The sequence below is a fragment of the Mesorhizobium sp. M7A.F.Ca.CA.004.04.2.1 genome (assembly GCF_004022825.1).
Classification (GTDB): Bacteria; Pseudomonadota; Alphaproteobacteria; order Rhizobiales; family Rhizobiaceae; genus Mesorhizobium.
This window is the reverse complement of the sequence record NZ_RZPH01001075.1, coordinates 1-1,962: the sequence shown is the minus strand read 5'-3', so window position 1 is coordinate 1,962 and position 1,962 is coordinate 1. Positions and strand designations below refer to the sequence as shown.

The window sequence follows — 1,962 nt, the reverse complement described above, 5'->3', positions numbered from 1 at the left end:
ATGCGATAGAGCGCGCTGGTTTCCATATCCACGGCCAGGGCTCCTTGCGCCCGCGCAACGGCAAAACGGGCGCGCCCCTCCGGGTGATAGAAGATGTCGCTGCACACCGTCAGGCCGGCATGATGGTCGATGCCGAATTCTACCGCCTTGGCCAGTGACGATGCGAGGAGCGCCGGGTCGGGGCCAGCGGGTCCATAAAGGCCGAAAACCTGGCCGCTCTGGGCGCTTTCCGCCTGCGCCGATTGCGAGATGACAAGGCTGCGCAGTTTTGCCTTTGCGGTCAGGCTGCCGCAGGTGCCGGTGCGGATCAACGTCCGGGCGCCATAATGGTCCAGCAGTTCATGCGCATAGATCAGAAACGATGAAACGCCGATGCCCGTCGCCTGGATGCTGACGGGTTTGCCGCCAAACAGCCCGGTGAAGCCAAGTGCGCCGCGGCGGCGATTGATGCAGCGCGGCGCTTCCAGGAACGTTTGCGCCATCCACTCGGCGCGCTGCGGGTCACCCGGTAACAAAACCGTGTCGGCGTAGTCGTCCTTGTCCGCTTCGTTGTGCGGCGTCACCAGTTGCTCCCCCTAAGCCTTCCAGCCGTTTCACCCGCAATCATGGCGTTGTCACGGCGTTGTGCAAGATGGAACATGGGAAAGGCTCTAAGACTCCAGCACGTCCTTGACGATCGTCGCCAGTTGCTTGAGCGAAAACGGCTTGGGCAGAAAGCCGAAATGCGCATCTGCCGGGAGGTTTCTGGCGAATGCGTCCTCGGCGTAGCCGGACACGAAGACGAACTTGATGTCCGGCTGGCGCTTGCGCAATTCACCAAGCAGTGTCGGTCCGTCCATTTCCGGCATGACCACGTCGGAAACGACGATATCGACCTTGCCGCCCAGTGCCTCGAACACTTCCAGCGCCTCGACGCCCGACGATGCCTCGTGCACGGTGTAGCCACGCGAGGTCAGCGCCCGCATGCCGCCCATGCGCACGGCATCCTCGTCCTCGACGAGCAGCACCGTGGCCGAGCCCGACAGATCCTTGGCCGGATCGGCGACCTTTGTCGGCGCCGCCGGCGCATCGCCGGGCTCGCCTGCTTTTTTCGCTTCGGCGATGTGACGCGGCAGGAAAATGCGGAAGGTCGAGCCTTTGCCGACTTCGGAATCGCAAAAGATGAAGCCGCCGGTCTGCTTGATGATGCCGTAGACCATCGACAGGCCAAGGCCGGTGCCCTTGCCGACTTCCTTGGTGGTGAAGAAAGGCTCGAAAATCTTCTTCAGCACGTCGGGCGCGATGCCGCTGCCGGTGTCCTCGACTTCGACCACGACATAGTCCGCCGGGGCGAGTTCGCGGTAGGAAAAGGCCTTGCACTCCTCGGCGGTCACATTGCGGGTGCGCACGGTGAGATCGCCGCCCGCCGGCATTGCGTCGCGCGCGTTGACCGCAAGGTTGACGACCACCTGCTCGAACTGCCCGATATCGACCTTGACCGGCCACAGGTCGCGGCCATGGTCGACCTTCAGCTTGATGTCGTTGCCGACCAGGCGGGCGAGCAGCATCCTGAGATCGGCGAGCACGTCGGTCAGGTTGAGCACTTCCGGCCGCAATGTCTGCTTGCGTGAGAAGGCCAGAAGCTGCCGCACCAGCGAAGCCGCCCGGTTGGCGTTCTGCTTGATGTTCATGATGTCGGGGAAGGAGGGGTCCGACGGACGGTGGTTGGTCAACAAAAGGTCGGACGCCATGATGATGGCGGTCAGCACATTGTTGAAATCATGCGCGATGCCGCCGGCAAGCTGGCCGACCGCCTGCATCTTCTGGCTCTGCGCCATCTGCCCTTCGAGCGCCTTCTGCTCCGTCGTCTCGACGGCGTAGACGATGGCCGACTCCTCGGCGCCCTCGCCACCGGTGCCGTCGGCGACGGCGTTGACGTAGAAGCGGATGTGCCGTTCGTCGTTGCCGGGCAAAAGCGTGTCG

2 protein-coding genes are annotated in these 1,962 nt (G+C 63.5%); both read right to left on the bottom strand.

The features are described from left to right. Window positions 1–563 (bottom strand): purine-nucleoside phosphorylase (locus EN893_RS31430; RefSeq protein WP_128362075.1); only part of this gene is annotated, 563 nt, incomplete at its 3' end. 87 nt (window positions 564–650) lie between these two features. Continuing rightward, a partial coding sequence (locus EN893_RS31425; protein ID WP_128362074.1) for an ATP-binding protein occupies window positions 651–1,962 on the bottom strand: 1,312 nt, incomplete at its 5' end.